The organism is Streptomyces sp. CA-251247 (assembly GCF_050952975.1).
GTDB lineage: Bacteria > Actinomycetota > Actinomycetes > Streptomycetales > Streptomycetaceae > Streptomyces > Streptomyces achmelvichensis.
This window is the reverse complement of the sequence record NZ_CP191861.1, coordinates 482,987-509,737: the sequence shown is the minus strand read 5'-3', so window position 1 is coordinate 509,737 and position 26,751 is coordinate 482,987. Positions and strand designations below refer to the sequence as shown.

At 71.4% G+C, this 26,751-nt stretch carries 21 protein-coding genes; 8 read left to right on the top strand and 13 right to left on the bottom strand.

Going from position 1 to position 26,751, the window contains the following annotated elements; genetic code table 11:
* Positions 1-95 precede the first annotated feature (95 nt).
* On the bottom strand, positions 96-1,046 hold the full coding sequence (bdeA, locus tag ACQPWZ_RS02135; RefSeq protein ID WP_433570438.1) for a bis(hydroxyethyl) terephthalate hydrolase: 951 nt from the start codon (positions 1,044-1,046) through the stop codon (positions 96-98).
* A 333-nt stretch (positions 1,047-1,379) separates the two neighbouring features.
* A complete protein-coding gene (gene pgm / locus ACQPWZ_RS02130; protein WP_433570437.1) occupies positions 1,380-3,020 on the bottom strand; it encodes a phosphoglucomutase (alpha-D-glucose-1,6-bisphosphate-dependent) in 1,641 nt (546 codons plus the stop codon).
* 235 nt (positions 3,021-3,255) lie between these two features.
* On the opposite strand from pgm, the gene ACQPWZ_RS02125 reads away from it, so the two are divergent.
* Positions 3,256-3,747, top strand: a complete 492-nt coding sequence (locus ACQPWZ_RS02125) for an MSMEG_6728 family protein (RefSeq protein WP_433570436.1) — start codon at positions 3,256-3,258, stop codon at positions 3,745-3,747.
* Between the two features lie 27 nt (positions 3,748-3,774).
* Here ACQPWZ_RS02125 and ACQPWZ_RS02120 read toward each other — a convergent pair whose 3' ends face one another.
* From ACQPWZ_RS02120 to ACQPWZ_RS02085, 8 genes are all read right to left on the bottom strand, one after another.
* Positions 3,775-4,380, bottom strand: coding sequence for a TetR/AcrR family transcriptional regulator (locus ACQPWZ_RS02120; RefSeq protein WP_433570435.1), 606 nt, complete (start codon positions 4,378-4,380; stop codon positions 3,775-3,777).
* 113 nt (positions 4,381-4,493) lie between these two features.
* Positions 4,494-5,357: a 3-hydroxybutyryl-CoA dehydrogenase gene (locus tag ACQPWZ_RS02115; RefSeq protein ID WP_433570434.1), complete on the bottom strand. Its 864-nt coding sequence runs from the start codon at positions 5,355-5,357 to the stop codon at positions 4,494-4,496.
* 68 nt (positions 5,358-5,425) lie between these two features.
* Entirely contained in the window at positions 5,426-6,595 is a 1,170-nt protein-coding gene (locus ACQPWZ_RS02110; RefSeq protein ID WP_340471392.1) for an acyl-CoA dehydrogenase family protein, read from the bottom strand.
* A gap of 53 nt (positions 6,596-6,648) precedes the next feature.
* Positions 6,649-7,821, bottom strand: coding sequence for an acyl-CoA dehydrogenase family protein (locus tag ACQPWZ_RS02105; RefSeq protein WP_433570433.1), 1,173 nt, complete (start codon positions 7,819-7,821; stop codon positions 6,649-6,651).
* Positions 7,822-7,856: 35 nt separating this feature from the next.
* Positions 7,857-9,917, bottom strand: coding sequence for an acetate--CoA ligase family protein (locus ACQPWZ_RS02100; RefSeq protein ID WP_433570432.1), 2,061 nt, complete (start codon positions 9,915-9,917; stop codon positions 7,857-7,859).
* 1 nt (position 9,918) lies between these two features.
* Positions 9,919-10,110, bottom strand: a complete 192-nt coding sequence (locus tag ACQPWZ_RS02095; protein ID WP_327685874.1) for a ferredoxin — start codon at positions 10,108-10,110, stop codon at positions 9,919-9,921.
* The gene (locus ACQPWZ_RS02090; protein WP_433570431.1) at positions 10,107-11,390 is read right to left on the bottom strand and encodes an NADH-ubiquinone oxidoreductase-F iron-sulfur binding region domain-containing protein; all 1,284 of its coding nucleotides are present in this window, start codon (positions 11,388-11,390) and stop codon (positions 10,107-10,109) included. The genes ACQPWZ_RS02095 and ACQPWZ_RS02090 overlap by 4 nt, the downstream gene beginning before the upstream one ends.
* Positions 11,387-11,866, bottom strand: a complete 480-nt coding sequence (locus ACQPWZ_RS02085; RefSeq protein WP_383239341.1) for a hypothetical protein — start codon at positions 11,864-11,866, stop codon at positions 11,387-11,389. The genes ACQPWZ_RS02090 and ACQPWZ_RS02085 overlap by 4 nt, the downstream gene beginning before the upstream one ends.
* Positions 11,867-12,231: 365 nt before the next feature.
* Between ACQPWZ_RS02085 and ACQPWZ_RS02080 the strand changes: the two genes are divergently transcribed.
* From ACQPWZ_RS02080 to ACQPWZ_RS02050, 7 genes are all read left to right on the top strand, one after another.
* Positions 12,232-13,452 carry an aromatic ring-hydroxylating oxygenase subunit alpha gene (locus ACQPWZ_RS02080; protein ID WP_433570430.1) on the top strand — a complete coding sequence of 407 codons (1,221 nt, stop codon included), beginning with the start codon at positions 12,232-12,234 and terminating at the stop codon, positions 13,450-13,452.
* 164 nt (positions 13,453-13,616) lie between these two features.
* Positions 13,617-14,756, top strand: coding sequence for a polyamine ABC transporter substrate-binding protein (locus ACQPWZ_RS02075; protein WP_433570429.1), 1,140 nt, complete (start codon positions 13,617-13,619; stop codon positions 14,754-14,756).
* Position 14,757: 1 nt separating this feature from the next.
* Positions 14,758-15,747, top strand: coding sequence for an ABC transporter permease (locus tag ACQPWZ_RS02070; protein ID WP_433570428.1), 990 nt, complete (start codon positions 14,758-14,760; stop codon positions 15,745-15,747).
* Positions 15,744-16,685: an ABC transporter permease gene (locus tag ACQPWZ_RS02065; RefSeq protein ID WP_356704984.1), complete on the top strand. Its 942-nt coding sequence runs from the start codon at positions 15,744-15,746 to the stop codon at positions 16,683-16,685. The genes ACQPWZ_RS02070 and ACQPWZ_RS02065 overlap by 4 nt, the downstream gene beginning before the upstream one ends.
* A 5-nt stretch (positions 16,686-16,690) precedes the next feature.
* The gene (locus ACQPWZ_RS02060) at positions 16,691-17,821 is read left to right on the top strand and encodes an ABC transporter ATP-binding protein (RefSeq protein WP_340471382.1); all 1,131 of its coding nucleotides are present in this window, start codon (positions 16,691-16,693) and stop codon (positions 17,819-17,821) included.
* Positions 17,818-19,140 (top strand): flavin monoamine oxidase family protein, encoded by a 1,323-nt coding sequence (locus tag ACQPWZ_RS02055; RefSeq protein WP_433570427.1) that lies wholly within the window; start codon positions 17,818-17,820, stop codon positions 19,138-19,140. The genes ACQPWZ_RS02060 and ACQPWZ_RS02055 overlap by 4 nt, the downstream gene beginning before the upstream one ends.
* Positions 19,133-20,548 (top strand): aminobutyraldehyde dehydrogenase, encoded by a 1,416-nt coding sequence (locus ACQPWZ_RS02050; RefSeq protein ID WP_433570426.1) that lies wholly within the window; start codon positions 19,133-19,135, stop codon positions 20,546-20,548. The genes ACQPWZ_RS02055 and ACQPWZ_RS02050 overlap by 8 nt, the downstream gene beginning before the upstream one ends.
* A 111-nt stretch (positions 20,549-20,659) precedes the next feature.
* Here the strand turns inward: ACQPWZ_RS02050 and ACQPWZ_RS02045 are convergent, their stop codons facing one another.
* The 3 genes from ACQPWZ_RS02045 to ACQPWZ_RS02035 all read right to left on the bottom strand — a co-directional run bounded on the left by ACQPWZ_RS02045 (position 20,660) and on the right by ACQPWZ_RS02035 (position 26,751).
* Positions 20,660-21,469 (bottom strand): HAD family hydrolase, encoded by an 810-nt coding sequence (locus ACQPWZ_RS02045; RefSeq protein WP_433570425.1) that lies wholly within the window; start codon positions 21,467-21,469, stop codon positions 20,660-20,662.
* Between the two features lie 56 nt (positions 21,470-21,525).
* The gene (locus tag ACQPWZ_RS02040; RefSeq protein ID WP_433570424.1) at positions 21,526-24,291 is read right to left on the bottom strand and encodes an ABC transporter substrate-binding protein; all 2,766 of its coding nucleotides are present in this window, start codon (positions 24,289-24,291) and stop codon (positions 21,526-21,528) included.
* A 141-nt stretch (positions 24,292-24,432) separates the two neighbouring features.
* Positions 24,433-26,751: an FtsX-like permease family protein gene (locus ACQPWZ_RS02035; RefSeq protein WP_433570423.1), complete on the bottom strand. Its 2,319-nt coding sequence runs from the start codon at positions 26,749-26,751 to the stop codon at positions 24,433-24,435.

Sequence of the window (26,751 nt, the reverse complement as noted above, 5' to 3'; positions counted from 1 at the left end):
ATCGGTGGGGCGGCTCCCAAGGATGTCGCGCCACGGCTGTGCGGCGGCACAGGCCGGTGGCGGCCGAGGAACGCGGCCGCCACCGGTGGTGTCCGTCAGGAGGTGTGCGGGCAGTTGCCGCGGTACTCCTCGATGGTCAGGCTCGGACGGGGGAGCGGGCACAGGAACTGCTCGAAGCGGGTGTCATTGTCGATGAAGCGCTTGAGCCACGAAATGCTGTACTTCGCGATCGTCGTGTTCGACGAGTTCGGCGTGAAGTGAGAGGCGTTGTTCAGCTCCAGGTACGCCTTGTCGAGCGAGGACGGCAGGGACGTGTAGAACGGCTCGGAGTGCGAGGAGACCGGGGCGATCGTGTCGCCGTCCGCTCCCACGACGAGCGTGGGCGTCCTGAGCTCGGGCCAGGACTTGTCGAGGTTCCAGCCGGTGAGCGGTATCGCGGCCTGGAGCGACGGCCGGCTCTTGGCCGCCTCCAGCGTGCCGCCGCCGCCCATCGAGTGGCCCATGACGCCGAGTCTGCTGCTGTCGATCCGGGTGCGCACGGTGCTGCGCTGGGTCAGGTGGTCGAGGGCCGCGAGGAGTTGCCGGCCGCGGCTGTCGGGCTGGTCGAGGGTCGTCAGGGTGTCGATGGTGAAGACGACGAAGCCCTGGGAGGCAAGGCGCGGGCCCAGCCAGGCGATGGACGACTGGCTTGCGGTGTAGCCGGGCGAGATGGCGATGGCGCCGAACGTCCCGTCGGCGGTGGACGTCGGGTAGTAGATGGTGCCGCCGCCGAATCCGCTGACGCTCAGCGACGACACGGTGGTCTGCGACACGGCGTACGAACCGCGTGATGCCTCGATGCTCGCCGTGGTGGGGGCGGGACCGCGTTCGTAGGGGTTGTCGGCGGCCTGCGCGCCCGGGGTCAGGGCGGTGCCGATTCCTACGGCGACCAGGGCGGCCAGGGCGGCCGTCCACCGACGGGAGCGGGGCCTGCCGTCCTGGTGGGGCGCCCCGGACGGGGCGCGGTCGAGGTGCGGGTGGGGGGTGGCGCGGTTGCTCTGCTGCACGACGGAGTCGTCCTCTCGGTCGTGGCGACCGCTCAGACGGACCTCTCCGGCACCCGGCGCCGGGCCGGGTGCGGCTGCCGGTGGGTCCGCGTGGCATCGCCGTATTCGCTGGCGGTGCCACTGTCACGGCGCCTCCACCCGTGCGGCATCGGTGTAATCACCGGTCTTGGCATCCTCGGACGCGTGCCGCTCCGGGACCTGCCGGGAGGCGGACGCGCCCACCGCATGCGGCGCCGTGCCGCCGGAGACGAGGGACGGCGCGCAGCAGACTCGCGCCGGAGCGGAAACGACCGGGGGATCAGCCGCCGGGGCGCGGCTGATCCCGCACGGACGTCAGCTGTTCAGGGCCGCGGACACCACCGAACGGGCCTCCTCCTGGACACGGGCGAGGTGGTCCGGGCCGAGGAACGACTCGGCGTACACCTTGTAGACGTCCTCCGTGCCCGAAGGGCGGGCGGCGAACCAGGCGTTCTCCGTGGTCACCTTGATGCCGCCGATCGCAGCGCCGTTGCCGGGCGCCTCGGTCAGCACGGCGGTGATCGGCTCGCCGGCGAGCGAGTCCGCGGTCACCTGCTCGGGCGACAGACGGCCCAGCACCGCCTTCTCCTCCCGGGTCGCGGGTGCGTCCACCCGCGCGTAGGCCGGTTCACCGAACCGCTCCGTCAGCGCGGCGTAGTGCTCGCTCGGCGAACGGCCCGTCACGGCCAGGATCTCGGACGCCAGCAGGGCCAGGATGATGCCGTCCTTGTCGGTGGTCCACACCGACCCGTCGCGGCGCAGGAAGGAAGCGCCCGCGGATTCCTCGCCGCCGAAGCCGATGGTGCCGTCGGCCAGTCCGTCGACGAACCACTTGAATCCGACGGGTACTTCGACCAGTTCGCGGCCGAGTTCGGCGGCCACGCGGTCGATCATGCTCGACGACACCAGCGTCTTGCCCACGCCCGCGCCGGCCGGCCACTGCTCGCGATGGGCGTAGAGGTACGAGATCGCCGTGGCGAGGTAGTGGTTGGGGTTCATCAGCCCGCCGTCCGGGGTGACGATGCCGTGCCGGTCGGCATCGGCGTCGTTGCCCGTCGCGATCCCGAACCGGTCGCGTTCCTCGATCAGCGACGCCATCGCGTACGGCGACGAGCAGTCCATCCGGATCTTGCCGTCCCAGTCCAGCGTCATGAACCGCCAGGTGGGATCCGTCCGCGGATTGATGACCGTCAGATCGAGTCGGTGCTCCTCGGCGATGCGGCCCCAGTAGGCGACCGACGCGCCGCCGAGGGGGTCGGCACCGATGTGCACCCCCGCGGCGCGGACGGCGTCCAGATCGACCACCGACGGAAGATCGCGCACATAGGACCCGAGGAAGTCGTACCGTCCCGTCGTCCGGGCCGCCAGCGCCCGGGCGTAGGGAATCCTGCGGACGTCCTTCAGGCCTCCCGTGATGATCTCGTTGGCGCGCTCCTGGATCCATCCGGTCGCCTCGGAGCCGGCCGGACCACCGTTGGGCGGGTTGTACTTGAAGCCGCCGTCCGCCGGCGGATTGTGCGAGGGCGTGACCACCACACCGTCGGCGATCTTGGAGGTGCGTCCCGCGTTGTGCGCCAGAATCGCGTGCGACACCGCGGGGGTGGGGGTGTAGCCGTCCGCGGTGTCGATGAGCACGGTCACGTCGTTGGCCGCGAAGACCTCGATCGCGGTCACCCGCGCCGGTTCCGACAGCGCGTGGGTGTCCGTGCCGAGGAACAGCGGCCCGTCGATCCCCTGCCGGGCCCGGTACTCGCAGATCGCCTGGCTCGTCGCGGCGATGTGGTCCTCGTTGAACGCGGTCGCCAGGGAGGACCCGCGGTGCCCCGACGTCCCGAAGGCGACCCGCTGCGCCGGATCGGCCGGATCGGGATGCAGGGCGTAATAGGCGGTCACCAGCCGGGCCACGTCGATGAGATCCTCCGGCCGCGCCGGCTGTCCCGCGCGCTCGTTCGGCATTCGCCCACTCCTCCATGTCGACCGGTGTCCTACCGGGCCATGATCGCGCGCGGAGGGCGATTCCTCCGGCTGCGGCTCGGCCCGGTCCTTCATGTGGGGCATGCCCAGCGCGGGCCCGGACATCCGTTCCGCACGACGATTCCGGCGCACGGGCAGGCCCGTCGCACCGTCCGTCGCCGGTGGAAGATGTGCGAGCGCCGTGTGAGGCCGCGGCCCCACGCGGTATGCACCTTCTATGCAGACCTTCCTGCCCCATCCCGGATTCCCGGAATCCGCCGAGGCTCTCGACCAGCGGCGCCTCGGCAAACAGCGCGTCGAGGCGCTCCAGGTCCTGCGCGGGCTCACCGTGCCGGGCTACGGATGGCGGCACCACCCTGCCGTGCGCATGTGGAGGGGGTACGAGGAGGCGCTCGTCCGCTACGGACTTCAGGTGTGCCGTGTGTGGACCGACGGGGGACGTGACGACACCTGTGCCGTCACCATGGTCGACGACTTCCACGCCCTGCGCCCGGATGCCGCCGTACGCTCCCAGGAGCAGCTCGCCTCGGACGGCGATCTCCCGCCCTGGCTGGGGGATGCGGCGTTCCACCGCAGCCATCGGTCGGCGCTGGTGCGCAAGGACCCCGACTTCTACCGTGCACTGTTCCCCGACGTGCCGGACGACCTCCCGTACGTATGGCCGCGCTCGGACCGCGACCCGGAAGCGGACGGCCGGGCTTCGCGCTGAGGGCCGGCCCGTCCCCCCGCGACGGCGTCAGAGCGCCGGGAAGTCCGGGCCCGTCCCGAGTACAGAGGCGGCCGCTCCCCAGATCGTCGCCTGTGCGCTGTCCAGATCGACCTTCGGGTCCCCCAGCATCAGCCGGATGCCGAAACCGTCGCACAGCGCGAGCAACAGGGTGCTCGTCGCATCGATGTCGCAGTCGGTGAACTCTCCGGAGTCGATACCGCGCTTGATCGCCTGGCCGACCCAGGTGTGCAGCTGGTCGTAGAGATCGACGGCGAGGTGCTGCGCCGTCTCGTCCCGCAGCGCCCTCACCCACAGCTCCTGCCACAGCCGCCAGTCCTGCCGCAGCTCGGGATCCGTCGGGAGCAGGCTGTGCAGAATCCGCGCCAGCACGACCGAGGCGGGCACCGAATCGGCGTCCCGCTCCAGCTCGGTGCCCGTCTGGGCGAAGGAGTGCGTCATCGCTTCCGTGAACAGCTTCTCGCGGTTCTCGAAGTGGTAGTGCAGCAGTGCCGTCGAGACACCCGCGTGCTCGGCGACCATGCGCATCCGGATCTTCTCGAAACCGACCTCGGCGATCACTTCGCACGCCGCGGCGAGGATCCGCTCACGTGTTTCCCGCGTGCGTTCTGCCATGGCCACGTTGCTGCTCCCCGCGTCGTCCGGTGCCGGTCCCGGCGGGCCGCCCGACGGCCGCGCCGGCTTCCATCTTCGCGTACGGCCGGGCACGACCGCCCGGGGCCGGGCCGTCATGGACGGTACGTGTGGAAGCCCCTGCCCGACTTACGGCCGAGCAGGCCCGCCTCGACCATCCGGGCCAGCAGCGGGGGCGGTGCGTACAGCGGCTCCCGGAACTCGTCGTACATCGACTCCGCGATGGCCTGCGTGGTGTCCAGCCCGATGAGGTCGGTCAACGCGAGCGGGCCGAGGGGATGGGCGCAGCCCAGCGTCATGCCCCGGTCGATGTCCTCGGCCGACGCCGTGCCCGACTCCACCATGCGCACGGCGGCCAGCAGATACGGGACGAGCAGGGCGTTGACGATGAATCCGGCCCGGTCCCTCGCCCGGACGACCTGTTTGCCGAGCACCTCCGAGACGAATTCCTGCGCACGCAGCGCGGTGCTCTCGGCCGTCAGGAGGGACGGCACCAGCTCCACCAGCGGCAGCACCGGAACCGGGTTGAAGAAGTGCAGGCCGACCACGTGCTCCGGGCGTTCGGTGGCCGCGGCGAGCCGGATGACCGGGATGGAGGACGTGTTGGTCGCCAGGATCGCGTCCTTGCGCAGCACGGTCGCGTCGAGCCGTGCGAACACCGCCAGCTTGGCGGCCTCGTCCTCGGCCACCGCTTCCACCACCAGGTCCCGGTCCGCCAGCCGGTCCAGGTCCGCGGTCGTGGTGATGTGCGCCAGCGCCGTGTCCCGGCCCTCGGCGTCGATCTTTCCGGCGGCCAGGGCCCGGTCCAGCGAGGCGGTGATGCGCCGTCGCCCGGCGTCGGCGGCCGCATCGTCCGACTCGACCACGACGACGTCCCGCCCGGCGCGTGCGCACACCTCGGCGATACCGGAGCCCATCAGACCGCAGCCGACGATCCCGACCCGCTCGATGCCGTCCATCTGTCCTCACTTCTCTCGGGGTGCGGAGGGAGGTCCCGAGCCGGCGGCCACGGGACCTCCCCGGGCCGTCAGGCGGACGGGATCTGGAGAACGCCCGTGCCGCGCTTGATGAGTTCGCCCGCGATGATCAGGCGCTGGATCTCGGAGGTGCCTTCCCAGATGCGGTCGACGCGCAGTTCGCGGTAGAGGCGTTCGACGGGGTAGGAGCGGTCGTAGCCGCGTCCGCCGAAGATCTGGACGCACCGGTCGATGACGCGTCCCGCCGCCTCACTCGCCGACAGCTTGGCGATGGCCGCCTTGGCGTGCAGGGTCTTGCGGTCCGCCAGCCCCTGGTCCACCTCCCAGGCCACCTGGTGCGTGTAGGCGCGATTGACGGCGATGTCGACGGCGCAGTCGGCGAGCATGCCCTGGATGAGCTGGAAGTCGGCGATGCGGGAGCCGAACTGGCGGCGTTCGACGGCCCAGTCCCGGGCCAGTTCGAGCGCACGTTCCGCCGCTCCCGTCGTCCGCGCCGCGATCATCAGCCGCTCCTCGGTGAACCAGGACCGGGTGATGTCGTACCCCTCGCCGATGCCACCGAGCACGGCGTCCTCGGGGACCCGGACATCGGTGAAGGTGAACTCGGGGTGCTCGTAGACGAAGGTGTGCATGAAGCGCGGTACCCGCGTCATCTCGACGCCCGGAGTCTCCTTGTCGACGAGGAAGAGCGTCGGAGCGCCGTCCTCGCCGGCCGCGGCCAGCACGATGATGAAGTCGGCGTGGTCGCCCACCGTGACGAACCACTTCTCGCCGTTCAGCACCCAGCCGTCCGCGGTGCGCGTCGCCGTCGTCTTGAGGTTCTGCGGATCCGACCCGGCCTCCGGCTCCGTCACCGCGTAGCAGTCGCGGCGCTGTCCCCGGATGACCGGCACGAGGTAGCGCTCGCGCTGCTCGGGCGTGCAGAAACGCAGCGCGTTGGCAGGGCGCCACACCATGTCCCACAAAGCGCCGGTGAGCCGGCCGAGCTCCTCCTGCACGGTGGCCTGCTCCAGGATCGAGAGCCCGGCCCCGCCCCACTGGGTCGGCATGTTGACCGCCTGAAGCCCGCAGTCCAGCACGGCGTCGCGGATCTCCGCGTGGGCCTGCGCGGGCAGGCCGTTGTTCTCCTCGCAGTCGAGCTCGTACGTCATGATGAACTCGGTGAGCCCTCGTGCGGAGCTCCTGAGCTCCTCCTGACGGGCGGTGAGACGGAAGTCCATGGTGTTCCTCTGTGTTCGGCGGTCGGTGCGTACGCGGGCAGAAGCAGGGGGCGTCAGTGCAGGGGCAGGGCGAGTGCCTGGGTACCGCGCTTGATCAGCTCGTTGGCGATGATGAGGCGCTGGATCTCGGAGGTGCCTTCCCAGATGCGGTCGACGCGCAGTTCGCGGTAGAGGCGTTCGACGGGGTAGGAGCGGTCGTAGCCGCGTCCGCCGAAGATCTGGACGCACCGGTCGATGACGCGTCCCGCCGCCTCGCTCGCCGCGAGTTTCGCCGTCGACGCCTTCGCGTGCAGCGTCTTGCGGTCGGTGAGCGGCTGGTCGGCCTCCCAGGCCACCTGGTGGGTGTACGCACGGCAGACCGCGATGTCGACGGCGCAGTCGGCGAGCATGCCTTGGATCAGCTGGAAGTCGGCGATGCGGGAGCCGAACTGGCGGCGTTCGACGGCCCAGTCCCGGGCCAGTTCGAGCGCACGCTCCGCCGCGCCCGTCGTACGCGCCGCGATCATCAGCCGCTCGTCGGTGAACCACTCCTTGGTCAGGTCGTAGCCGTTGCCCACCCCGCCGAGCACGTCCTCGTCCGGGACGAACACATCGGTGAAGACGAACTCGGGGTGCCCGTTGACCGCGGAGTGCATGAAGCGGGGCACCCGTGTCATCTTCACCCCCGGCGCCTGCTTGTCCACGAAGAAGAGGGTGGGCGCACGGTCGGGGCCCGCGTCCGCCTGCACCAACAGGAAGTCCGCGATGTCGCCGCAGGTCACGAACCACTTCTCACCGTTGAGCAACCAGCCGCCGTCGGTGCGGTCGGCGGTGCTGGTGCCCGAGCCCGGGTCCGACCCGGCTCCCGGTTCGGTCACCGCGAACGCGTCGAAGCGCTCACCACGGATCACGGGGAGCAGATACTTCTCCCGCTGTGCCTCGGTGCCGTACGCGAGGACGTTGGCGGGCCGCCAGGGAATGTCCCAGAGGCAGTTGGTGACCTTTCCGAACTCCTCCTCGACGATGACCTGATCGAGCAGGGACAGTCCCGCACCGCCCCATTCGGCGGGCATGTTGATCGCGTAGACGCCGGCGTCGATGGCGGCACGGGTCAGTTCGCGGACGGTCTCGGCGGGCAGCGGCCCGCCGGCCCGCTCGGACTGGTCCTCGTACCGCATCAGCAGCCGAGAGTAGGCGGCGGACCGGGCCTTGAGGTCGGCCTGCTCGGGGGTGTAGCGGAACTCCATGGTGGTGTCCTCCGGGAGGGGTGGGGTGCGGGAGGTCAGGCGAGTACGGCTCGCGCGTCGAGGGCGAGTACGCCGTCCGGGCGGACCAACAAGGGGTTGACCTCGAGTTCGGCGATCTCGGGGTGGGCGGCGGCGACGGTGGTGATCCGCTCGATGACGGTTGCGGCCGCGGCGATGTCGACGGCCGGCCGGCCGCGGACTCCCGAGAGCAGCGCGGCCGTCCTGAGGCTGCGCAGCAGCGCGGTGGCGCGTTCCGCGGGCACCGGTGCCAGGGAGAAGGCGACGTCATGGAAGGTCTCGGTGAGGATGCCGCCGAGCCCCACCATCGCGACGGGACCGAACCGGGGGTCGCGGTTGACGCCCACGATCAGTTCGACGCCGTCCGAGAGATCGGCCATCGCCTCGACCGAGTAGGCGGCGGCGCCCAGCCTGGCGTCCATCTCCCGGAACGCGGCGAGCAGCGCGGCCTTGTCGGGGAGCCGCAGTGCCACACCGCCCGCGTCGGACTTGTGCAGGACGTGCAACGCCTTCAGGACGTACGGACCCGGGAACGCGTCGGCCGCCGCGAGGAGCTGGTGCTCGTCCGTGATCTCGCGCGATGCGGGGAACGGCACCCCGGCTGCACCGAGAAGGGACCGGATGCCGTAATACCCGGCATCCGCCAGGGGCGGCGCGGCCGGCGGCAGCGGTGCCACACCGGGTGGGCCGCCGGCGGGGCGCACGGTCGTCGCCGCCAGCGCGCGGGCGGCGTCCTCCGTGGCGGCGAAGACCGGTATCCCGGCCTCGGCCAGTGTCCGGCAGCTTGGTGACTGCGGATACATCGACTGGACGACCAGGGGCTTGGGGTTCGTCCGCCAGCGGCTGACGATCTCGTGCGCCGCCTGGGCCTCACCGGCCCCGAGCGCGGCGCCCCCGCCACCGAGTCCGCCGCCGGAGGCCGCATAGCCGCCGAAGTACCCGGTCAGCAGGACGGTGTCGACCTCGTCGGCAGCGAGGAGCCCGCCGACGGTCGTGGCGTACGAGAGAGGGTTCTGCTCGCCCATTCCGGCCAGGTCGACCGGGTTGCCCACGGCCGACTGCTCCCACAGCAGCTCCTTGAGCTGTTCCTGTGTGGTGTCGGTCAGCTCGGGGACGTCGAGTCCCGATGCCTCGGCGGCGTCGGCGGCGATGACACCGTGGCCGCCACCGTCGGTGAGGACGGCGGTGCGCACACCCCTGCCGCGGGAGTTGGAGTGCAGCGCTGCCAGGACCACGGTCATCTCCCGTGGTGTGGTGACCAGTTGGACCCCGGCGTCCCGGCAGGCGGCGGCCACCACGTCCGACGACGAGGTCAGGGCGCCGGTGTGCGACTGCGCGCTGCGGGCGGACGCGGTGCCGCGGCCCGCGGTGAGCAGGACGACGGGCTTGCCCGCCGCCGCTGCCGCCCGGGCGAAGGCGCGGCCGTCGCCGAAGTCCTCCGCGTACACGCCGATGGCCGATGTGGCGTCGTGCCGTGCGCAGTCCTCGACCAGGTCGACCAGCGTGACATCGGCCTGGTTGCCCAGCGAGACGAAGCGGGAGAAGCCCAGTCCGTGCGGGGCGCACCGGATCTGGAGCTCCAGTGCGAGGTTGCCGCTCTGGCTCAGCAGGGCGATCCCGCCGGTGGCGAAGCTGTCGGAGGCCAGGTACAGCTCGGTCGTGTTGTCCGCGATCCCCAGGCAGTTGGGCCCGACGAGCACGGCTCCCGCTTCGCGCACACGGGCGGCGACGGCCTGTTGGCGCGCGAGGCCGGCGGGGCCGGTTTCGGCGAATCCCGCGGTGATGCCGACGATGGCGCGGGCCCCGCAGGCGAGTGCGTCGTCGACGGCGGCCTCGAAGCCTGGGCCGGGTACGGAGATCACCACCAGGTCGACGGGTTCGCCGATCTCGAACAGGCTGGTAGCCGCCTTGCGGCCGAGGACGGTGCCGCCGCGGCGGTTGACGAGATGGACCGGTCGCCTGTCGGCGGCGCGCAGTGCCTGTGCGGCGACCGAGTGGCCGTATTTCGCCGGATCGTCGCTGGCGCCGACGACTGCGACGGACTTGGGGTCGAAGAGTGCGCTCAGATCACGTGCCATGTCACTTCTCCAGGCGAAGGGCGGCGTTGGGACAGGCCTCGGCGCAGACGCGGGCGGCATCTTCGCGACCGGAGGGCACCGGGACGGCGATGACCGCGGCGTAGCCCCACTCGTCGAGCTCGACGAGGTCGGCGGCTTCTTCCTGGCAGAGCCCGTAGCCCTGGCAGAGCGTGGAGTCGAGGAGGAGTTTCACGGTGTTCCTTTCAGTGCGGGCACGGGCGTGGCGGGGGAGGGGGAGATCTCCGGTACGGGCACCGAGAGACCGCGGCCGCGGGGGGCGGCGGCGCAGGACGGGCAGGGGGAGTCGAGATGGGCCCGCGTGATGTCGGGGAAGGTGCGCAGGAGGCTGCCCGCGTTACCGGCGGCCGCGTCGAGCAGGCCGCACGCTCCGCGTCCCGGCAGTCCCTCCGACCAGCGGAGCAGCTTGGCGAGGGCGTCGGGAGCCGCCGTGCCGAGGTGCAGCGTGTGCAGGGTGTCGCGGATCGAGCCGGTACCGGCCACGCAGACGCCGCACTGCCGGGCGCTCTCGGCCGCGAGGTGGTCCACGGCATCGGAAGCGACGGACACCGGGCACTCACCGGCGCCGAGGAAGCGGATCGCGCCGCAGCCCACTGCGGTCCGCGCGGCGCTGAGTGCTTCGGGTTCCAGGGGCAGATCGAGGCAAGCGGCGCCGATCAGGCCGCCGAAGAGTCCGCCCATCAGTGCCCCCGGCGGCTCGTGCGTGCCCTGGAGGGTGGCGAGGCTGCGGAGGCTGACGCCGTAGGGGACCTCGGCGAGCACGCCGTCGCCGCCGCCGGAGAGCGTCACGAGGGTGGAGCCTGCCGTGCGGCGTCGCACGTCGGGCCGTGAGGCGATGAGCGCGATCCGGGCGAGGGTCTCGACATTGGAGACCAGGGTCGGCCGGTCGTCGACGCCCCGCTCGAAGGGGCGCGGCGGCTTCGCGGTGGGCAGGGCGGGGCCGCCGTTGATCCTGCGGACGACCGCGCTCTCCTCGCCGGCGACATAGGTGTGCGGGGTCTCGACGATCTCGATGGGCAGGGGCTGCTCATGCTCGGCGAGGGCACGCCGCACGGCGTTCCCTGCCGCGGGGTCGGAGAGGTAGACGCAGCCGCGGGTGGCCCCGGTGATGGCGGCGGCGTGGGCCAGACCGTCCAGTACGAGATGGGGCCGGGCGCGCAGCAGCCAGCGGTCCTTGACCGAGCCGGGTTCACCTTCTTCGCCGTTGGCGACCACGACCGGGGTCGCGCCGCCGTCCCGGACAGCGCGGAGCTTCACGGCGGCCGGAAAGCCGGCGCCGCCGCGGCCGCGGAGACCCGAGTCGGCGATGTGCTCCAGCAGCCGCTCCGGGTGGGCGAGCTCCCGATAGCCGCCCGCGGACAGGTAGTCGTGGACGCCCTCGGCGGTATGGGGCTCTGTTCCGAGCACGGTGCCCGAAAGCTCCGCCATCAGGGAGAGGATGGTCGTCGCTGTCATGCGCGTCCCCTTGCTGTGCCGTGCGTGGTCTCCGCGCCGGCGACGGACGCCGGTATGCCGGTGCCGGGGCGGTCGGTCCCGGCCGTGGTGCCGGTCCGCAGGGCCCGTACCGCTTCCTCGAGCGCATGGCGGTCCGCGGCCGTGCTGTCGTAGCCGGGACCGGGGAGACCGATGAGCATGTGGTGGTGGTCGAGTACGACCTCGCCCGCGAGCAGTGCCGCACGCCGGTCGCCCGGCCGGGAGCCGTCGGCGACGGCGGTCACCAGATGGGTGACTTCGGCCAGGTAGCGCAGCCAGCTGCGGCGGGTACCGCGCAGGATCAGGCGCTGCACCCTGCGGTGCTCGGCGTCCGCCAGCTCCGGCGGTACGGCGGCCGTATCGCGCCGGGGAGCGCGCAGGGCAGCCACGCTGCGGGGCAGTTCCCGTTCGGGTTCGGGGGTGAGCCCGAGCCAGACCAGACTCCGACGACCGCTCATGCGTGCCTCCGGGGGAGAGGGAAGGGAAGCCGGCCCGGCGTGACCGGGCGGCGGGGAGCCTCGGGGACGAGGTGCTGTCCGTGAGGCTCGGTGCAGGGCGAGAACGCCGTGCGACTCCGGTGGTAGGGGCCCGGTGTGCCACCGGGCGGTCGCTGCGAGGGCCGGTGACATGCCGGACCCGGCGACACCGACTAAACTAACTAATCAATTAGTCAGTCCGCAAGCCTTGACTTTGCGGAAACCCGCCAGCAACCTGACTGACCAATTAGTTAGTGCGGTTCCGGCGTCCCCCGCCCCGGCCCACTGACCGCCTGTGGGCCGCCTCAACACCGATCGCCGCACCTGTGGCATGGAGGAGACAGCCGATGCAGCCCGATATTCCCGTCACCATGGCACCGCCGACCCGCCCGACTCAGGAAAGCCCGGGTCAGGCGTTGTCGGCCCGCTACTACACCGATCCCGACACGGCAGCCGCCGAGACCCGGAACATCTTCGCCAGGTCCTGGCAGCTGGCGTGTCATGAATCCGATCTGCCCGGCCCGGGCGCCCGTCTCGCCGCGTCCGTCGCCGGACGCGAAGTCCTCGTGGTGAGGACCGAGGACGGCTCTCTCGCCGCCCATCTCAACGTGTGCAGGCACCGCGGAACGCGGCTGGTCACGGCCCCCGAGCCCAGTGGCAAGGCCATCCGCTGCCCGTACCACGGCTGGACCTACAAGCTCGACGGACGCCTCGTCGGAGCCCCCGAGGCACGGCAGATCCCGTGCCTGGACAAGCCGAAACTCGGCCTCCACTCCGTGGCTGTCGAGTCCTTCCTCGGGTTCGTCTTCGTCAACCTCGACCGGGACGCCGTACCGCTGGCCAAACAGTGCGCCGGACTTGCCGAAGCGGTCGGCCACTACGCCGGCACCGATCTGGTGCCCGTGGGCCGCAGCCGGATCCATGATCTGGAAGGCGCCGAGGTCCAGAACGCCAACTGGAAGGTGGCCGTCGACAACTACCTGGAGGGCTACCACGTACCCGTGGCCCACCCGGGCCTGATGCGCCTCCTCGACTACCAGGGCTACACCTGCGAGATCGAGGACTCGTACGCACTCTTTGCCTCACCGCTGCGCGACAAGCCGTCCTCGAACTGGGCGGAACGCCTCTACCAGCGGATCGCCGCCCCGATGCCCGGTCTCGCCGAGGCCGACCGCAGGGTGTGGCGGTACGCCGTGATCTACCCCAACACACTCATCGACTTCTACCCCGACCATGTGCTTGCCTGGACCGCGATCCCCACGGCGGTGGACCAGGTGGCCGTGCCCGGCGCCTTCTACACCCGCCGGGGCACCGGACTGCGCACCCGCCTCGCCCGGCGGCTCAACATCCACATCGGCTGGATCACCAACGACGAGGACGCCGAGCTGGTGGCCAGGGTGCAGAAGGGACTGACCACGCCGGGCTTCGAGCCCGGACCGCTGTCCCGCCGCGAGGCGGCGGTCGGCTGGTTCGCCGGGCGCGTCCGCGAAGACCTCGACGGCAGCACCGACGACCGGGTCGACGGCGCCGCCGGCCCGGACACCCCCCGCAGCGCTCCGACGCCCTGAGCCGACACCGGCGGCCAGGCTGGAGAAACCGGAACCGCGGCGGCGGTGCACCCCACACCGTCCGGCGGCTCCCAGGTCGAGCACGGAGTCAGGCATCCGTGCGTCCGTGACCGCGCCCTGAGCACTGTTCGTCCGTCCACGGACCCCCACGGAGAGGACCGTAGATGTCCCCCGAGGCACTCCCACCGTCCCGCCGCTCCTTCCTCCGCACCAGCACCGGCGCGGCTCTCGGTCTGGGACTCGGTGCAGCGACAGCCGGCTGCGGCTTCCTGCCCGAGGATCCGAACGCCCACGGCGATCCCGACGCCCCGATCGATGTGCGCGTCGACGGGAACCTGATCTATTTCAACTGGGCCGACTTCGTCGATCCGGCCGTCTTCAAAGGGTTCGAGAAGGAGTACGGCGTCAAGGTCATCCAGTCGAACTTCGACTCGATGGAGGGCATGGCCGCCAAGCTCAACGCGGGAAACCGCTACGACCTGATCTTCCCGACGGCCAAGTGGGCCCAGCGTTTGACCGAGGGCCGCCGGCTGCGCCGGATCGACCACACCCGGCTCAAGAACGCCGAGTCCGTCTTCGGCACGTACGACTACTTCGCCGACCCCTGGTACGACGCGCGCTCGGCCCACACCGTCCCCTTCACCATGTACAAGACCGGGATCGGCTGGCGGAAGGACCGTGTCGGCGAGCTCACCGGCTCCTGGGACGACCTGTGGCACCGGCGCGCCAAAGGCAAGGTCTTCGTGCTGGACGACCGTGACGAGGTCCTCGGCCTGGGCGCGCTCAAGCTCGGGCTCGACGTCAGCACCGCCGACGAGAAGGACCTGGACCGCATCACGGACACCCTTCAATCGCTCCGGCCCCATCTGCGCGGCTTCTCCAGCGACAGCTACAACAACCTGCTCAACGGCAACGCGGTGATGACCCAGGCGTGGAGCGGCGACATGGCGGCCATGCTCGGGCAGGCCAAGGACCCGTCCGTCCTGGGCTTCGAGGTCGCGAAGGAAGGCGCCCCCGTCAACTCCGACTGTTACGCCATCCCCTCCGACGCACGGCACCCCGGCACGGCGATGCTCTTCATCGACTACATGCTCCGCCCGGAGAACGTGAAGAGAAACATCGAGTACATCGGCTACCCGATGCCGGTCGGCGGCAGCGAGGACACCTACGCCGCCCTGGTGGAGCCCTTCCCGCAGTGCCTGGTCGGCGCAGACGACCTCAAGGACGAACTCTTCTTCCGCAACGGCAGCTCGAAGGGCGAACGCGCCCGCGACACCGCCTGGACCCATGTGAAGGCCGGCTGACATGGCACTACGCACCCGTCCCGACGGCGGGAAACCCCTGGACCCCCCCGACCACGGGAAGCCCGCTTCCCCTGTCGACGGCGCGGAGCCCCGGTCCCGTCCCGACCGCGGGAAGTCCCGGTCCCGCCCCGGTCCCTCCGCCGCCGGCGCCCGGCTGTGGACCTGGCTGATGATTCCCGGCACCCTCTGGATGACCGGCTTCCTCATCGCCTCGCTCGTGCTGGTCGCCGCGCTCGCGTTCGGCACCACCGATCCGCTCGGCAACCCGCAGTTCGGTCTCAACTTCGACAACATCGCGGCGATGGCCGACCCTGCCTACCGTGCCGTGCTGCTCCGCTCCCTCGGCTACGCACTGCTCACCTGCGCGATCTGCCTCCTGGTGGCCTACCCCGTCGCCTACGCCATCGCCCTGCACGGAGGCCGGTACAAGAACCTCCTGATCGCCGCCATCGTCGTGCCCTTCTTCGCCAACTACCTGGTGCGGATGTACGGCTGGTCCGTGGTCCTGTCCGACGACGGACCGCTGCTGCGGACACTGCGCGCCATGGGCCTTGCGGACGGGGACACCAAGATCCTCCAGACGGGCCCCGGAGTCGTCGCCGGACTCGTTTACGGATTCATCGTCTTCATGATCATTCCGCTGTACGCGGCGCTGGAGCGCATGGACGTCTCCCTCATCGAAGCGGGACGCGACCTGTACGGCGGGCCCTTGAGGACCTTCTTCTTCGTCACCCTGCCCGCCACCCGGCAAGGGGCGGCAGCCGGCTGCGTCCTTGTCTTCCTGCCCGCCATGGGCGACTTCGTGAGCGCCCAACTGATGGGAGGGCCCGACCAGATCATGATCGGCAACCTGATCCAGGACAAGTTCTTCCAGGGCCAGAACTGGCCGCTCGGCTCGGCACTCACCATGCTGATGATGGCGGTCCTGTTCGTCGGGATGATCGGCTACCTGCGCCGCACCCGCAAGGACGAGGCGGAGGCAGTCCGATGACGTTGCGTCCCGCCCTCCACCCCGTGCGCCGGCCGGGCCCCCGCACCGGGGCCGACACCACGCCGCGCGGCGCAGGCAAGTCCGCCGGCTCCCGTCAGGGCCATGCTTCCCGTACCCGACACCGCCGAGGCACCGACCGCAGGCCCCGCTTCGCGATCGCCGTCACGGCGCTGTTCTTCCTCCTCCTCTACCTCCCCATCGGCGTCGTCGTCCTCTTCTCCTTCAACTCCCAGAAGTCCCTGACCGTCTTCGAGGACTTCAGCCTCCGCTGGTACTCGGCCTTCTTCCGGGACGACGTCCTGCTGTCGTCGCTCGGGATGAGCCTTCAGGTGGCCCTGGTCGCGATGGTGGGATCGCTGATCCTCGGCGTCGCCCTGGCCCTCGGTCTGGTCCGCTGCCGCAGCCGGCTCGGCTCCCTCGCCGGACTGGTCATGCTCGTCCCGCTGATCACCCCGGAGATCGTGACCGGTGTCGCGGCCATGCTGCTCTTCAAGGGCATGGGCATCACCCTCTCCACCGGCACCGTGATGCTCGCGGAGATCACCTTCTCCATCTCCTATGTGACGGTGATCCTCCGCTCCCGGATCGCGGCACTCAACCCGGAGGTGGAGGAAGCCGCGATGGACCTCGGAGCCACCCGCTGGCAGTCGCTCCGGCTGGTCACACTGCCCGCCCTGCTCCCCAGCATCCTGGCCTCGGCGGTCCTCATCTTCGCCCTCGTCTTCGACGACTTCGTCCTCGCCTACTTCACCACCGGCGTGGAGCCGCAGCCGCTGTCCGTACGCATCTACTCGGCGATCCGGTTCGGTGTGCAGCCCACCATCAACGCCGTCGGGACCCTGATGCTGGCCGGCTCCGTCGGCCTCATCGTCCTGGCGCTGACGATCCCGCGCCTGTTCGGCCGCCGCGGCGGCCTCGATCTGCTCTCCGGGAAGTGACAGCCGTGACCACCACGACCTCCGCGGACACCTCGCCCGCAGTCCGCCTCGACGGCGTCAGCAAGAGCTACGCAGGCTCCTTCGCCGTACACGAACTCTCCCTCGACATCGGGGCCGGCGAGTTCTTCTCGCTCCTCGGACCCTCCGGCTGCGGCAAGACCACCTCGCTGCGGATGATCGGCGGCTTCACCGATCCCACCGACGGCACCATCCTGCTCGGCGGTGAGGACGTCACCTGCCTCCCGCCCAACCAGCGCAACGTCAACACCGTCTTCCAGAGCTACGCGCTCTTCGACCATCTCTCGGTCGCCGACAACGTGGCCTTCGGCCTCAAGCGCAAGGGCGTCGGCCGGAAGGAGATCCGCGAGCGCGTCGGCAACATGCTCGACCGTGTGCAGCTCGGCTCCCTCGCCGACCGCAAACCCCGCACCCTCTCCGGCGGTCAGCGCCAGCGCGTCGCCCTGGCCCGTGCCCTCGTCAACCGCCCCCAGGTGCTGCTGCTCGACGAGCCGCTGGCGGCGCTCGACCTCAAACTCCGCCGCCGGATGCAGGTCGAGCTCAAGCAGATCCAGCGCGAGATCGGCATCACCTTCGTCTTCGTCACCCACGACCAGGACGAGGCGCTGACCATGTCCGACCGGGTGGCCGTGATGAACGAAGGCCATGTCGAGCAGTGCGGCACCCCCGAGGACGTCTACGAACACCCGGCCAGCACCTTCGTCGCCTCCTTCATGGGCACGTCCAACCTGGTGCCCGGCACCTACCGTTCCGGATCCGTGGTCGTGGCCGACGGCCCGTCGCTGCCCGTCGGCAGCCGCAGCGGAGTCACCGAGGGCAGCAACGTCAGCCTCTCCATCCGGCCCGAGAAGATCTGGCTCTCCGACTTCACCCCCGACATGGCCATGGTGAACGGCGTCATCCGGGAAACCGTGTACTCCGGCCCCACCACCACCTACCTCATCGAACTCGCCCCCGGCATCACCGTCTCCGTCCTGGAGCAGAACACCGACCGCTCCCGTATGGAGGACCGCTGGAGCGGCGGCGAGAGCGTCGAGATCGGCTGGAAGCCCGAGCACTGTCTTGTGCTGGACGGGCACGCCGGACGCGAGAACACCGCCCCGAGGGAGCGCGTATGAACCCCGACGTCATCGTCCTGGGCGCCGGGCTCTCCGGACTCGCCGCGGCTCGTGACCTGGCGGCCGGCGGAGCGGACGTCCTCGTCGTCGAGGCACGCGACCGCGTCGGCGGCCGGGTGGAACAGACCCGCCTTCCCGACGGCCGGCTGGTCCAGCTCGGCGGCGAAGTGGTCGGCCGCGCCCACACCGCGTACCTCGCCCTCGCCGCGGAACTCGGTCTCACCCTCACCCCCAGCTATGTCGCCGAGCCGGGGGCGATGGCCCGCGCCACACCGGAAGGCATCTCCGCGGGCGACCCGCCGCACTGGTTCACCGGCGGGGACGACGCCTGCCACCGCCGGGTCACCGCCGCCTTCACCGCCCTCGCCCGCACCGTCGACCCCGACGACCCGTGGTCCCACCCCGAAGCCGCCGCGCTGGACCGGCTGTCCGTCGCGGACTGGCTGCGCGGCGAAGGGGCCTCCCCGGGAGTCGTACGTCTGTGGGAGATCGGCCAACTCGCCCTCGCCAGCGGCTCCTACGAAAGGACCTCGCTGCTCGCCGCGCTGCGCAAGAACGCCGCGGTTCCCGGCAGCGGGGACGGCGACCACTACGACTACGAGGACTGGGAAGGACTGCGCGTCGCCGAAGGGTCGGCGACGGTGGCGCTGCGCATGGCGGAGGCACTGGGGGAGCGGGTACGGCTCGGTGCTCCGGTCGCGTCCGTCACCGTGGAACCGGGCAGGGTCGAGGTCGGTCTCGCCGGCGGGGAAACCCTCACCGCCGGAGCCGTCGTCAGCGCACTCCCTGTCGGTCCGCTCCGATCGGTCGCTGTCTCGGGTGTCTCCGACGAACGCCTGGCCTCGCTCCATCGTCAGCGTCAGGCGGTGGCCGCCAAGTTCACCGCCGCGTACGACAAGCCCTTCTGGCGCAGCCGCCACCTCAACGGGCTGTCCGAGTGCGAAGGAGTCCTCGGCAGCACCTGGCCGCAGAGCGAGGGAATCCTCTCCGCCCTGATTCCCCCGGAGCGCTACGGCGTCCTGCTCGGCATGCCCTCGCACACCCGCGAGCGTGAACTGCTCGGCGACATCGCACGCCTCTACGGCGACGACGCCCACCAGCCCGTCGCCGCGTACCTGCGGCTGTGGGGCACCGACCCGTGGACCCAGGGCTATGTCACGCAGTGGACACCCGGCGATGTCACGGGCGTCGGCCCCCTGCACGCGACCCACGAACCGCCGTTCTACGTCTGCGGCTCCGACCAGTGGGTCGCCGGCTACATGGAAGGCGCGGTCCGCACCGGCCGTGCGGCGGCGAAGGAGGCACTGCGGCGTGGCTGAGACCGAGAAGGACTCCGTGATCCTCAACCACATCGGGGGCGCCGACCTGCCTGCCGCGTCCGGCGAGGTGACACATCTCGTCGACCCCGCCAGTGGCGAGACACATCGCAGCGCCCCGCGCTCCGGACCGGCCGATGTCCAGGCGGCCTGTGCCGCGGCGGCAGCGGCGTACGAGACCTGGTCACTGACCACCCCGGGTGAACGGCAGCGGGCCCTGTTGCGCATCGCCGACGAGGTGGAGGCACACGCGGACGACCTGGTGGCGGCCGAAGTGGGGGACACGGGCAAGCCAGCCGGGCTGTTCCGCGACGACGAACTCCCGGCGATCGTCGATGCGTTCCGCTTCTTCGCCGGAGCCGCGCGCGCTCTGCCGGGCGCCGCGGCGGGGGAGTACACCGAGGGCCGCACCTCGCTGCTGCGCCGCGAACCGATCGGTGTCTGCGCCCAGATCACTCCGTGGAACTACCCCCTGATGATGGCCGCGTGGAAGATCGCCCCGGCTCTGGCGGCGGGCAACACCACCGTGCTCAAGCCCGCCGACACCACGCCCTCGTCCGTCGCGCTGCTGGCACGGATCGCCGCCGGACACCTGCCGCCGGGCGCGCTGAACGTCCTGTGCGGCGACCGGGACACCGGCCGGGCCCTCGTCTCCCATCCCGAGGTCCGGATGATCGCGGTCACGGGCAGCGTCCGCGCGGGGCAGGAGATCGCCGCGGCTGCCGCCGCCGACCTCAAACGCGTCCACCTGGAGCTCGGCGGCAACGCCCCCGTCATCGTGCACGACGACGTGGACATCGAGTCCACCGCCGCGGAGCTCGCCACGGTCGCGTACTACAACGCGGGCCAGGACTGCACGGCACCGACACGGCTCCTCGTGCACACGCGGGTGTACGACGCGTTCGTGGCCGCCCTCGCGGCGCACGCCGCGAAGCAGCGCCCGGGAGCCGACTTCGGACCGCTCAACAGCGCCGGTCAACTCGCCTCCGTGCAACGGCTGCTGAACGCACTCCCTGCCGACGCCGAGATCGTCACCGGCGGCTCACGCCTCCGGCGCCCCGGCCACTTCCTCGAAGCCACCGTGATCGCCGGGGTCCGCCAGAGCGACGAGATCGTGCAGGAGGAGATCTTCGGGCCGGTCGTCACCGTGCAGCGCTTCACCGACGAGGACGAGGCACTTCGCCTGGCCAACGACGTACGGTTCGGACTCGCCGCCAGTGTCTGGACCGCCGACCACGAGCGCGCCATGCGGGCAACCCGGGCCCTGCACACGGGGATCGTATGGGTGAACACCCATGGCACGACGGTCTCCGAGATGCCGCACGGCGGAGTCAAGCACTCCGGGTACGGCAGCGATCTGTCGATGTCCGGCCTGCTGGACTACACCCAGGGCAAGCACGTGATGCTGTGACGGGGCTCGGGCCGGGGCACTCAGCCCGTGCTCCGGGCCTGCGCTGAGCGGGCGCCGACATCGCGGTGCTTGCGTTGCGGTGCTTGCGCAGCAGTGCTGACGTCGCGGTGCTCAGGCCCGGCCGAAGAACTGCTCGAGCACGACGGCCACCCCGTCGTCCGCGTTCGACGCGGTGCGCCGCCCCACGGCCGCCAGCACCGCCGGGTGGGCATTGGCCATCGCGTAGCCGGTGCCCGCCCACTGGAGGATCGCCAGGTCGTTCGGCATGTCACCGAAGGCGATGACGTCGCTCGCGTCGATACCACGGACGGCACACAGCGCGGACAGGGTGCTCGCCTTGCTCACGCCGGGTGCGCTGATCTCCAGCAGACCGCGGCCGCCCGAGTGCGTGAACTGCGCCACCCCGCCCGCCGACTCCTCCGCCGCGGCCAGCAGAAAGTCGGCGTCGAGCTGCGCCGACCAGGCGAGCAGCTTGGTGACGGGCATCTCGGTCAGCCACAGGTCCACCAGGGACGCCACCGCCACCTCGAACTCCGCGGCCCCTTCGAAGCGCAGCCCGAACCCCGGCTCGTACAGCATCTGGTGTCCGGTCTCCAGGGCGAAGCCCAGCCCGGGAGCGGCCGCCGCCAGAGCCGTGGCCACCTGGCGGGCGGTGGGCAGCGGCAGGGCCCGCGTCTCCACGACGATCCGTGAGGCGACGTCGTAGACGAGCGCTCCATTGCTGCACACCGCTGTGCCGACCAGGCCGGTCGCGGCCGTGAGCATGTCGACGAAACGGGGCGGCCGGGCCGTGACGAAGACGACCTCCGTACCGGCGGAGACGGCGGCCCGCAGGGCGCTCAGCGTGCGCGGCGACAGGACGCCGCCGGGGCCCAGCAGCGTGCCGTCGAGGTCGGTGGCGATCAGCCGAGGACGGTTCATCGCCCGATGCTACCGAGCCGCCCGTCCTGGCTCACCCTCTTACACTCCGTGACCGGTCACCTCTGCGGACAGGGGAACTCCTTGCCTTTCGGGCCCCACGTCCGGCGTTCGTCGCCGCGCGTCACCGTGCCGCACAGCAGCTCCGTCGCCGGCTGCCCGTTGCTGCCCCGCAGCACCGCGAGCAGCTTGTCCTCCGTCACCCGTCCGCCGCCCGCCGCGCCGTGGGCGTCTATCCGGCCGGTCGCGCCGTCGAAACCGCCGCCGCCCAGGCCCTGGTAGAGCACGCCTTGCAGCAGTCCGCGGTCGAGGCGGTCGTCGTGACTGCCGGTGGTGCGCCACGCCTGGTCGATGCCTTCGGCGAGATAGCGCAGCGCGTCCCAGGCGAGCGCGACATGGCCGTCCTCGCGCATCGCCTTGGTGCTGGGCGTGCGGTCGGTGCTGTACGCGCGGTCGTACGCGGTGAGGAAGGTCGCGGCCTCCGGGCTCTGCTTCGCCAGCGTGGGTGCGTAGCCGTGCGATGCGTAGAAGAGGGTGAGGCCTGTGAAGTCGTCCCAGGGGCGCTGCTGTTCGGTGAGGGCATTGGTGACGTCGTCACCGCCGAGCACGCTGATCTTCGGGCAGTCGCCGGAGAAGCGGGAGATCTCCGCGAGGAACAGCTGGAACTGACTGGCGCGCGCCGACCACACCACCGCCGTCCGCGGTTCCTTCTGGACCGCGCGGCAGACCTCGCGGGCCAGGTCCTCCACGGTGGGCACCGGCCGGCCGCTCACCGCGCCCGGTACGGGCTCCGGTTCCGGAGCGTCGTTCGGTGTGTAGAGGAGCACGTCGGTGCGCGCCGGGCCGTAGGAGGAACGGAAGGAGGCGGCGAGGCTGTTGCTGTACGCGTCGGTCGCGTCCGCGACGAGGCTGACCCTCAGAGCCGTCTGTCCGCCCGTCATGGCGGCGCTCGTCGCGAAGACGGCCATCAGTTCCGCCGCCCGGGAATCGGTGGGAGCCGTCTGGTAGTAGTGCTCGCCCTGGCGCAGGAGTTCGTCGGCCGTGCCCGACGTGCCGACCATCGGGATGCCGGCCTTGTCGAGAACGCGTATCGCGTCGTACGTCTTGCGACGGCTCTGCCCGAAGCCGACGACGCCCGCGATCGAGGGGTCTCGCGCCGCGAGTTCCGCGATCCGCTCGGCGACGGCAGGCGCGTCCTTGAACCGGTCACCGGCGTTGGCGGCGAGCACCCGCAGCGGTACGCGTTCGCCCGACCGCAACGCCTGGGCGTTGATGTGCTGTTGTGCCAGCGCGATTCCGCGCAGCTCGGCCAGGGTGCCGCCGCGCACGGGGTCCTCGGCGTCCTTGCCGCCGGTGAGCGGACCGAAGTAGACGACGGTACGGCGGCCGGGACGGCGGTCGTCGGCCCGCCTGCCCGCGAGCTCGGTGTCGACCTCCCCGTTCTGCCGCTCGATCTGCTGCAGCACGGCCCGTACGGCCTGCTCGCTGGGCCCCCTGCCGAAGCCCGCCGCCCCCTCGGCGACACCGACGCACTGCCCGTCCGTGCCGAGGAACGTGGAGCCCTGGCACGGATCGTCGTTGTTGCCGCCCCGTACGTCCGGTACGAGGATCAGAGCCGCCGCGACCGCGAGCGCCACGGTGCCGACTCCGAGTACGCCGACCACCTCCGCTCCCGGGCCCCAGCGCGGCGACGGTGTCACCAGCGTCGGCCAGCGGCCCAGCCAGTAGACCGCCGCCTGATCGTGCTCGGGGACCTCCGTCACCGGGACGACGATGCCCGTCGGCTGTCCCGGCGTCATCCCGCGGCGCTCGATGTTGATCAGCTCCGCGCCGGCGTGCGCGAGACCTGTGGCGTCGATGTCCGGGATCCGCGACGCGAGCGAGCGCACGCCGCCCGCGACGGCGAACACCGAGGTGCAGCGCAGGTCCTCCATCGCGGAGCGCAGCTCCCGCAGGAAACGCTGGACGCGTGAGTCGGCGGGTCCCGCCTCGTCGAAGAGCAGCACGAAACGGGTGGTACGCCTGCGCCGCCAGGGGTTGAGCATCCGGGACCGGCACGCCTGGTCGAGATCGGCGAGCAGGGCGTGCATCAGCACCCGGTCCATCCGCTCGGGATCCGTGGCCGGTTCACCGTGCACGAGGTCGAGGGCGGAGCGGAAGAAGTCGGTGGGCGGGCTGCCGTGCTGGCGCCGTACCCACTCCGCGTACCAGCTGCGGCTGCGGGCCCGGCCGAGCATGCGGCGGTTGGCGCGCCAGCTGTAGAGGGCGCGCGGCAGCCGCTGGAAGAGCGGGCCGGCGATGAAGTTCCACAGGAGTTCGAGGAGGGTGCCGCCACTCGCCTGGTCACGGCCGCCGAGCCACCACAGAGTCTGCGCGGTGCGGGACCAGTTGCGGTGCTCCGCGTAGCAGTGGTTGCGCAGTTCGGCGTGGCGCCGCTCCATCAGGCCCTCGATGGCCGGGGCGGTCACCACGGAACGGAGCAACCGGTAGCTGTGCAGCCGCAGTTCGCCGGTGCCGGGCGGCATCGTCTCGGCGAGCTGAAGGGTCAGATGCTCGAAGAGTTCGAGCGGCGGCGGGTCGGCCCCGTCCGGGATCTGCGGAATGTACGCGTGCGGTGCGAGGACTTCGCTGCGGCCCCGCATCCGGGACCGCAGCCCGGCGACGATCCGTCGCCCGGCACTTCCGTCGCCCGGCTCGCTGAGCAGGACGACCGGTACTCTGCTGCGGCTGCGCCGCGGCTGCACCACCAGCTTGTCGAAGGCGTCGATGAAGCGTTCGACGCCCGGATAGGCCGGAATGCGGTTCTGTGGATCCCCCGTCGACATGAGCAGGCCCCTCTCCCGTTCCCCTGAGGAACATGAGTCATTCCCGCTGACTGCCGTATGAAAGCACGGAGTTGGATCACAGCGTGGGACAACTCCGAGCCAAGTCCGAACCCATTCCTGGGCACGGCCGGGAGGTTTGCCTCAGAGCGTCTCGGCCAGGGAGTCCGCCAGTCGCCGGCGCGCCGCCCTGGTGGCGGGGAGCGCCGCTGCCGCGACGGCACCGAGCACCGCCCCGGCGGCCACCGAGGCGATCAGCAGTGCGGGCGGGGTATGGGCGATACCCGCACCCATACCGCTGGAGCGCCCCTGGATGTCGACCAGCCAGCTGCCCGACAGCACCCCGAGCCCGGTACCCAGCGCGGCAGCCAGCAGCGCGGTGAATCCGGCGGCCGTCACGATGGCGGCGCTGATCTGGCGCGGAGTGAGCCCGATCGCCTTGAGCGCCAGCAGATCGCGGCCGCGGTCGCGTACACCCGTGCCGATGACCGTCAGCAGCTCGGTGAGGCCGATCAGCGCCAGCACACCGATCAGCGTTGCGATCACCCCCCGCGCCGGCTCCAGCCGGTCCGCCGGATTCGGTGTCTCGCGGATCTCCAGGGCCCCGCCGGCCGCTGCGGCGAGCGCGTCGCTCACGGCACGCGGGTCGGCGCCGGGGCGCAGAACGAGATGGTAGAAGTCGGGCCGCAGTGCGGGATCGCGTTCCGCCAGGGTGTCCACCGTCGTCGAGATCACCCGGCCGCCCGCCTCGGGTTCGATGCTCCGCCCGACGATGTGCAGAATCTGCGGCCGCCCCTCGACGGTCATGCGTACCCAGTCACCGACCCGGACGTCCAGCAGATCGAGCAGTCCCTGTCCGGCGACGGCCTCGTCGGGCCCGTCGGCAGCCCGTCCCTCGACCACCGTGAAGGGATAGGGCGACGTGGCGGTGCCGAGACCGCGCAGGGTGATGGTGCCGGTCTGCCCAGGTACGAGGGCCGCGACCTCCACTCCGGGATGGACGGCGGCGACGGCCGGCGGCGCGGTCAGCGCCCGGTCGAGCTGCTGCCCGGACGGGCTGCCGGGCTGCTCGGCCCGTACGGTCAGCGCCGCGGGAACGCCCATGTCGGCGGGGCGGCTGCGGAACACGTCCAGCGTGGACCAGGCGACCAGGGCCACCGTGATCAGCAGCAGCGGGAGCGCGAGGCGGGCCACCGTCAGCAGCGTGCGCGCTCGCCGGGGGAACGCGGCCCGCCACCCGAGCACCAGCGCGGGCGGTACCCGCAGGCCGAGAGCCCGTCGGCCGAGACCGGTCATGGGCGAGGCGGACGGAAGCGCGGACCGTGCCATCGGTACCGGCGGGACCCGTCCCGCCCGCCAGGCGGCGAGCGTCGTGGCGGCGGCGATCAGCAGGACCGCGCCGCTCGGGACCCCGATCATCAGGGCCGTGTGCCCGGGCAGGTCCTGCCAGACCCCGGCCGCCTCACCGATGCGGCCGGGTATCCGGGAGCCCAGGACGGCGATCGCGGCGGTGCCCAGAGCGACACCGAGCAGGGCGAACGCGAGGTGCTGGAGGAGGAAGCCGCGGACCACCTGGCCCGGGGTGAAACCGATCGCCTTGAGGATGGAGATGTCCCGCAGCTGCCCCCGGATCCGTGCGCCGATCGCTCCGGACGCGGCGAGAGCGGCGGCCAGCAGAGCGCCCAGGCCGAACACCGCGAACAACTGCCCGAGCAGCCGGTCGTCGCTGCCGGCCTCGGCCCGTGCCTGCTGCCACTTCGTCACTTCGGCGACCCGGTCCGCGCCGAGCAGCGTCACCGCCTGCTGGACGGTGAAGTCGAGATCGGCGGGGTCGTTCAGCCGCAGTCCCACGCTCTGCGAGGAGCTGCGCGGGGCGACCTGGTCGAGCGTGCCGGGCAGCACCCAGCCGATGCCGGGCTCGCCGCCGGGCCGGTAGTGAGGCTCCGCGGCCTCGGCCACGCCGGCGACCCGCAGGGTGTGCGAAGCGCCGTCCGGTCCCTTCACGGTCAGGCTGTCACCCGGCTCCGCCCACAGGACACGGGCGACGGAACTCTCCAGCACCACACCGCCCGCGCCGGCGTCCAGCCAGTTGCCTTCGGTGACCAGCGGCCGGGCGACGTCGGGCGGCCGGGTCCCGGTCGCGCGCAGGGACACACTCGCCCGTACGCCTCGGGACTCCAGCGTCGCCTTCCCGGTGCGGTACGGGCCCGAGACGCCGGCGACCCCTTCGAGATCGGACAGTCCGGACAGCGCGTCGGTGTCCGCCGCGGCCCGGGTGTGGAGCCAGACATGGGCTCCGTCGGACTGGGTGAAGATCCGCTGCCAGGGGTTGGCCGCATAGCTGAAGAGGGCCACGGCGAGCAGGAGCGAACCGATGATCCCGGCGCTGGCGAGCACGACGAAGACCGACTGCCCGCGATGGGCCCGCAGATCGGCGTGCGCCCAGCGAAGTGTGGCCCGCAC

Bases quoted from the DNA above. Each gene is read 5' to 3' on its own strand.
- ACQPWZ_RS02045 (WP_433570425.1), bottom strand. From the start codon at position 21,469: ATGAACCGTCCTCGGCTGATCGCCACCGACCTCGACGGCACGCTGCTG.
- ACQPWZ_RS02075 (WP_433570429.1), top strand. From the start codon at position 13,617: ATGTCCCCCGAGGCACTCCCACCGTCCCGCCGCTCCTTCCTCCGCACC.
- pgm (WP_433570437.1), bottom strand. From the start codon at position 3,020: ATGCCGAACGAGCGCGCGGGACAGCCGGCGCGGCCGGAGGATCTCATC.
- ACQPWZ_RS02110 (WP_340471392.1), bottom strand. From the start codon at position 6,595: ATGGACTTCCGTCTCACCGCCCGTCAGGAGGAGCTCAGGAGCTCCGCA.
- ACQPWZ_RS02120 (WP_433570435.1), bottom strand. From the start codon at position 4,380: ATGGCAGAACGCACGCGGGAAACACGTGAGCGGATCCTCGCCGCGGCG.
- ACQPWZ_RS02125 (WP_433570436.1), top strand. From the start codon at position 3,256: ATGCAGACCTTCCTGCCCCATCCCGGATTCCCGGAATCCGCCGAGGCT.
- ACQPWZ_RS02070 (WP_433570428.1), top strand. From the start codon at position 14,758: ATGGCACTACGCACCCGTCCCGACGGCGGGAAACCCCTGGACCCCCCC.
- ACQPWZ_RS02115 (WP_433570434.1), bottom strand. From the start codon at position 5,357: ATGGACGGCATCGAGCGGGTCGGGATCGTCGGCTGCGGTCTGATGGGC.
- ACQPWZ_RS02040 (WP_433570424.1), bottom strand. From the start codon at position 24,291: ATGTCGACGGGGGATCCACAGAACCGCATTCCGGCCTATCCGGGCGTC.
- ACQPWZ_RS02065 (WP_356704984.1), top strand. From the start codon at position 15,744: ATGACGTTGCGTCCCGCCCTCCACCCCGTGCGCCGGCCGGGCCCCCGC.
- ACQPWZ_RS02090 (WP_433570431.1), bottom strand. From the start codon at position 11,390: ATGACAGCGACGACCATCCTCTCCCTGATGGCGGAGCTTTCGGGCACC.
- ACQPWZ_RS02105 (WP_433570433.1), bottom strand. From the start codon at position 7,821: ATGGAGTTCCGCTACACCCCCGAGCAGGCCGACCTCAAGGCCCGGTCC.
- ACQPWZ_RS02085 (WP_383239341.1), bottom strand. From the start codon at position 11,866: ATGAGCGGTCGTCGGAGTCTGGTCTGGCTCGGGCTCACCCCCGAACCC.
- ACQPWZ_RS02055 (WP_433570427.1), top strand. From the start codon at position 17,818: ATGAACCCCGACGTCATCGTCCTGGGCGCCGGGCTCTCCGGACTCGCC.
- ACQPWZ_RS02080 (WP_433570430.1), top strand. From the start codon at position 12,232: ATGCAGCCCGATATTCCCGTCACCATGGCACCGCCGACCCGCCCGACT.
- ACQPWZ_RS02100 (WP_433570432.1), bottom strand. From the start codon at position 9,917: ATGGCACGTGATCTGAGCGCACTCTTCGACCCCAAGTCCGTCGCAGTC.